The sequence below is a fragment of the Martelella sp. genome (genome assembly GCF_984369615.1).
Genome location: NZ_CFHTCS010000347.1, coordinates 1 through 4,596, shown reverse-complemented (window position 1 = coordinate 4,596; position 4,596 = coordinate 1). Strand labels below are relative to the sequence as shown.

The 4,596-nt window shown below is 64.1% G+C and carries 6 protein-coding genes; 2 read left to right on the top strand and 4 right to left on the bottom strand.

Translation table 11 applies throughout. The features are described 5' to 3' along the window. Nucleotides 1-978: peptidoglycan-binding domain-containing protein (locus tag AC5DC2_RS19895; protein ID WP_491699726.1), on the top strand; the 978-nt coding region annotated here is incomplete at its 5' end. A gap of 23 nt (nucleotides 979-1,001) precedes the next feature. Beyond that, nucleotides 1,002-1,346: a DUF1491 family protein gene (locus AC5DC2_RS19890; protein ID WP_024706513.1), complete on the top strand. Its 345-nt coding sequence runs from the start codon at nucleotides 1,002-1,004 to the stop codon at nucleotides 1,344-1,346. A 4-nt stretch (nucleotides 1,347-1,350) separates the two neighbouring features. Here AC5DC2_RS19890 and AC5DC2_RS19885 read toward each other — a convergent pair whose 3' ends face one another. From AC5DC2_RS19885 to AC5DC2_RS19870, 4 genes are all read right to left on the bottom strand, one after another. Continuing rightward, nucleotides 1,351-2,346 carry a hypothetical protein gene (locus AC5DC2_RS19885; RefSeq protein ID WP_051423974.1) on the bottom strand — a complete coding sequence of 332 codons (996 nt, stop codon included), beginning with the start codon at nucleotides 2,344-2,346 and terminating at the stop codon, nucleotides 1,351-1,353. A 162-nt stretch (nucleotides 2,347-2,508) separates the two neighbouring features. Continuing rightward, nucleotides 2,509-3,267: an ABC transporter ATP-binding protein gene (locus AC5DC2_RS19880; RefSeq protein WP_051423975.1), complete on the bottom strand. Its 759-nt coding sequence runs from the start codon at nucleotides 3,265-3,267 to the stop codon at nucleotides 2,509-2,511. An 8-nt stretch (nucleotides 3,268-3,275) separates the two neighbouring features. Then, complete coding sequence (locus AC5DC2_RS19875) at nucleotides 3,276-4,043, bottom strand: ABC transporter ATP-binding protein (protein WP_491699725.1); 768 nt, start codon at nucleotides 4,041-4,043, stop codon at nucleotides 3,276-3,278. 4 nt (nucleotides 4,044-4,047) lie between these two features. Next, nucleotides 4,048-4,596: branched-chain amino acid ABC transporter permease (locus tag AC5DC2_RS19870; protein WP_491699724.1), on the bottom strand; the 549-nt coding region annotated here is incomplete at its 5' end.

Here is a 4,596-nt window from a genome sequence, read left to right as displayed (position 1 = left end):
TACCTGCCGTGGATCTGGGCCTTTCTGATGAAGCACTTCGTCCCGCAGGTCCTGCTGGTCCTCTTCTTCAACCTGTTTTTTGCCAAGACCGAATACCGTGTCTTCGATTTCGGTTTCTACAACGGGTACTCGGTGTGGCCCTACCAGGTGCTGGGGATGACTTCCGCGCTGCTGGTCTTCGGCATCGTCCTCAGTTTCGTTTCCGCCAATGCGCTCTGGTACCAGCCGGGCCCGCATCCCGAACCGCTGATGAAGACGCGCCAGCCCTCCGATCCCTATGCCGTACCCGGCCGCCGGATGGCGAGCGAGGAGGATTTCGAAACCTTTCGGATCGAGCTCGAGGGCGAGGGGAATGGCGCACCGGTCGAAGTTGCTTCGCTTGAGCGCGATGACGGCGGCGACGATCTGATGGCGATCCTGCAGGCGGTCGAGAAAGAGCCGCCGGCGACAGCCCGCCGGTCGCAGGCCGAGCCGCAGGCTCAGCCGGCGGTCGTCGATGACCGCGAGATCATCCGTCAGGTTCAGGAACAGCTTGCCGCCGCCGGCTATTACAAGGGCAAGCCCGATGGCGTGACCGGGCCGCTGACCGAGACCGCGGTGATCGCCTTTCAGGCTGACCAGGGGCTGGCGGAGACGGGCATTGTCGATGCGGGTCTTCTCGCTGTCCTCAAGGGCGATGACGGCGGACCGCCGCCGGTGCCGACGCCGCGCGCGGCAACGAAGGCGGGCGGGGGCTCTGCCGATCCGGCGGCCGCGCTTCCGGCATCAGACGAACCCGCTCCGACCGCTGACGCCCTTGTCGTCGAGATCCAGCGCGGCCTCGTCAACATCGCCTATGACGACGTGACAGTCGACGGCGTGGCCGGCGCCAATACCCGCGCGGCGATCCTGGAGTTCCAGAAGCATTATCGCCTGCCGGAAACCGGCGAGCCGAGCCCGGCCGTACGCGACAAGCTTGCGGAAATCGGCGCGCTCTGACCGCCTGAGAAGAGAGCCTGGCCATGCGTCTCAAATCGGAGATTTTTGTTTCGGCGCTTTTGCGCCGGGTTTTCGCCAATGGCGATTTTGCCGTGGTGGAACGCAAGGGCGCGGCCGATGCCGGCGCGATCGCGATCCGTCAGGTGCTGCGGAACGGACAGGAATGCCTGTACATGCCGGCGCCGCAGTTTTTTACCGCTGAGAGCAGTGAAGACCGGCTGTTCGAGCAGCGTCTGGACAGGGTCCCGGCCGACGATGTCGCGGCGCGGCTCGAAAAGGAAATCCGCTTTGACGGCGATCTCTGGGTCGTGGTCCTTGAGACGGAGAGCGTCGAGGGGCTTTTTGCCGTGGCCGGCGACGGCGTTTGAGAGATCAGGCCGAGCGGCGGTTCTGCCGGCGCGGGGCATGCTTGGCGGCAGCCGCCTCTTCCTCGGCGCGCCGGTTCTGCCATGCCAGCAGTTCCTCGATGCAGGCCGCCGGCTTCAGCGCGTCCACCAGACGTTCCGCCGCTTCATCGGCGGGCATCTGCGCCGTTGAAAGACCCGGCGCGACGCGCGGCAGGACATAGAGCGTATCATCCCTGCCCATGCCGAGCGCGACCAGTCCGACGGCGAGGCGTCGTCCGCTTTCTTCCGACAGGATGTCTGCGGCCAGCACCCGGTCGCCCCCGAGTGCGCGGGCGAAGGTCTCGAGAAACAGCGTGCCCTCGCCGCGGCGGGCAAAGCGCACCAGAAGGGCGGTCTGCAGTTCGGAGAGCGTCGACAGGCCCAGCCGGTCCTCGACCTCGCTGCCGGCTTTTGCCGCCATCGCCTTCAGCGTCTGGCGCAGCGCTTCGCTTTCATCACGGTAGCCGGAGCGCACGTCGAAATTGCCGTCCGGCGTCTCGTCTTCCTCGGGGCGGTGGCAGCCGATCAGCGCCTGGATGACCTTCTGCGACAGGTCGGCGCGATGAATGATCGCGCGGATGTGCTCCTCGCCCATGGTCTCGATCAGCCGCGTCAGGGTCTCGTCGCCGAGCGCGGGCGAGCGGGCGAGGAAGGGAGCGGAGATGGCGATTTCCCGCGTGCCGATATAATGGCAGATCTCCTGCGGCACATGGGGATTGCCGGAAAGGGCGGCGACGGCCTGTCGACGGGCCTCCGGCGTGGACGCTTCATAGACCGGGGGAAACAGCTCGATAAAACGGCGACGCTCGGCGGCACTCGGTTTTTCCAGAGCGCCGAAGCTCGAGACCGTCGCCATCAGCACGACGTCGAGCTTGCGTGTATTTTTCAGCCCTTCAAGTTCCCGGTAACGATCGACCAAGGCCGTACTCCCCGACGAGATCTCCGGCAGCTTGTGCCGGGCGATGCCGTTCTTCTTTGTCACGCCGGGATGTCGAAAAAGCGGCAGTCGCTCTCTCGCCCGACGCATGGATGTCTTCAATCTGACAAGACGTTAGGGGGAAATCGTTAGAAAGATGTTAACCATAGAAGAAAGCGGGAATTGACCGGCGGAAGATGCGATTCCCGCCGCCGGTCTGACAGACGATCAGATCGCGAGATATTCCTCGCGCAGTTCCGCATTGTCGAGCACGTCCTGGGCGCTGCCGGAAAAGACCACCTGTCCGGTATCCATGATGACGGCGCGGTCCGAGAGCCTCAAGGCGGCAACGGCGTTCTGCTCGACGATGATGGTGGTGATGCCGAGATCGCGGATCTGGCGGACGATTTTTTCGATCTCCTGCACGATGACGGGCGCGAGGCCTTCATAAGGCTCGTCGAGGAAGAGGATCTTGATCTTGCGCGCAAGGGCGCGGGCGACGGCCAGCATCTGCTGTTCGCCGCCCGACAGCGTCACCGCTTCCTGGTTGCGGCGTTCGGCGAGCCGCGGAAAGCGATCGTAGATCTCCTCGATGGACCAGCCCTTTTCGCCGGCGACCTGTGCCAGAACAAGGTTTTCCTCCACGGAGAGACCGCCGATGATCCGCCGGTCTTCCGGCACGAGCTGGACGCCGGAAAGCGCTGCCTGGAAGGCTTTCTTCTTGTGAAGCGGTTCGCCGTCGAGCCAGATCTCTCCCTGGCTGAGCGCCGGATTGTCGAGGCGGGCAAGCGTCCTGAGCGTGGTCGTCTTGCCCGCGCCGTTGCGCCCGAGAAGGGAAAGCACCTCGCCTTTCCTGATGTCGAAGGACACGCCCTGCACGATATAGCTTTCGCCGTACCAGGCATGAATGTCGCGAACCGACAGGAATGCATCATTGACTGTTTCCGACACTGCGATCTGCTCCCCGGCGAGATTGCCTTTCTCCATGACCATGTTCATTCGTGGGCCTCCCCGAGATAGGCTTCCCTGACCTTCGGATTGCCGCGCACCTGATCGGGAGAACCTTCGGCGATGATGCGCCCCTGGGCAAGCACGGAGATCTTGTCGGCGAGCGAAAAGACGACATGCATGTCATGTTCGATGATCACCTTGGTCATGCCGCGGGCCTTGATCCGCTGCAGGAGCTCGATGGTCATGTTGGTGTCGTGGCGGGCCATGCCGGCCGTCGGCTCGTCGAGCAGCAGGAGCTTCGGCTTCTGGATCAGGCACATGGCAAGCTCCAGCCGGCGCTTGTCGCCGCGCGACAGCGAGCCCGCCTCGTGATGGCGGCGGGCGGAAAGGCCGATATCCTCCAGCATGAATTCGGCTTCCTCGCGGATTTCCTTTTCACCGGAAAGCGCCTTGACCGCATTCAGCCTGAAGGCGCCGTCGCGGCGGGCAAAGGCCGGGATCATGACGTTTTCGATCAGCGTCAGGTCCGGAAAGATTTCCGGCGTCTGGAACACGCGCGAGACGCCCATCTGGTTGATCTCGTGCGGTTCGTGCTCGTTGAGCGTCTGCCCGGCGAAGACGACCCTGCCGTGGCTTGGTTTGATCCGACCGATACAGACGTTGAGCAGGGTCGATTTGCCGGCGCCGTTCGGACCGATAATGGCGTGGACCTTGCCGCTTTCGACCTCGAGATTGACATCTGAGAGGGCGCGCAGGCCGCCGAAGCTCTTGTGGACGTCGTCAACGTGCAGGACGATGTTGTTGTCTGCCATGGGTTTACTCCGCTGGCTGGATTTTGGCGGCGGATTGCGCCTTGCGGCCGCCGCCGCCGCCCGAGAAGCGGGCGCGAAGGCGCTTGACGCCTTCCATGATGCCGCCGGGCAGGAAGATGACGATGGCCATGAAGATGAGGCCGAGCGTCAGGTGCCAGCCGTCGCCGACGAAGAGCGACAGGAGCCCGACGAGCGGGGTCTCGATCGCGTCCGGCAGGGCCGACAGCGCGCTGTGCAGCGCGGCGTCGTTGAACGAGGAGAAGATGTTTTCGAAATACTTGATCACCACCGCGCCGATGACCGGGCCGAGCAGGGTGCCGACGCCGCCGAGAATGGTCATCAGCACGACTTCGCCGGACGCCGTCCACTGCATGCGCTCAGCGCCCGCCAGCGGGTCGGTGACGGCCATCAGCGCGCCGGCAAGGCCGGCGAACATGCCCGAGATGATGAAGGCGGAGCGCAGATAGGGCCGCGTGTTGAAACCGGTATACATCATCCGGTTCTGGTTGGATTTGACCGCCTTCAGCATCATGCCGAAGGGCGAGCGGAAGAT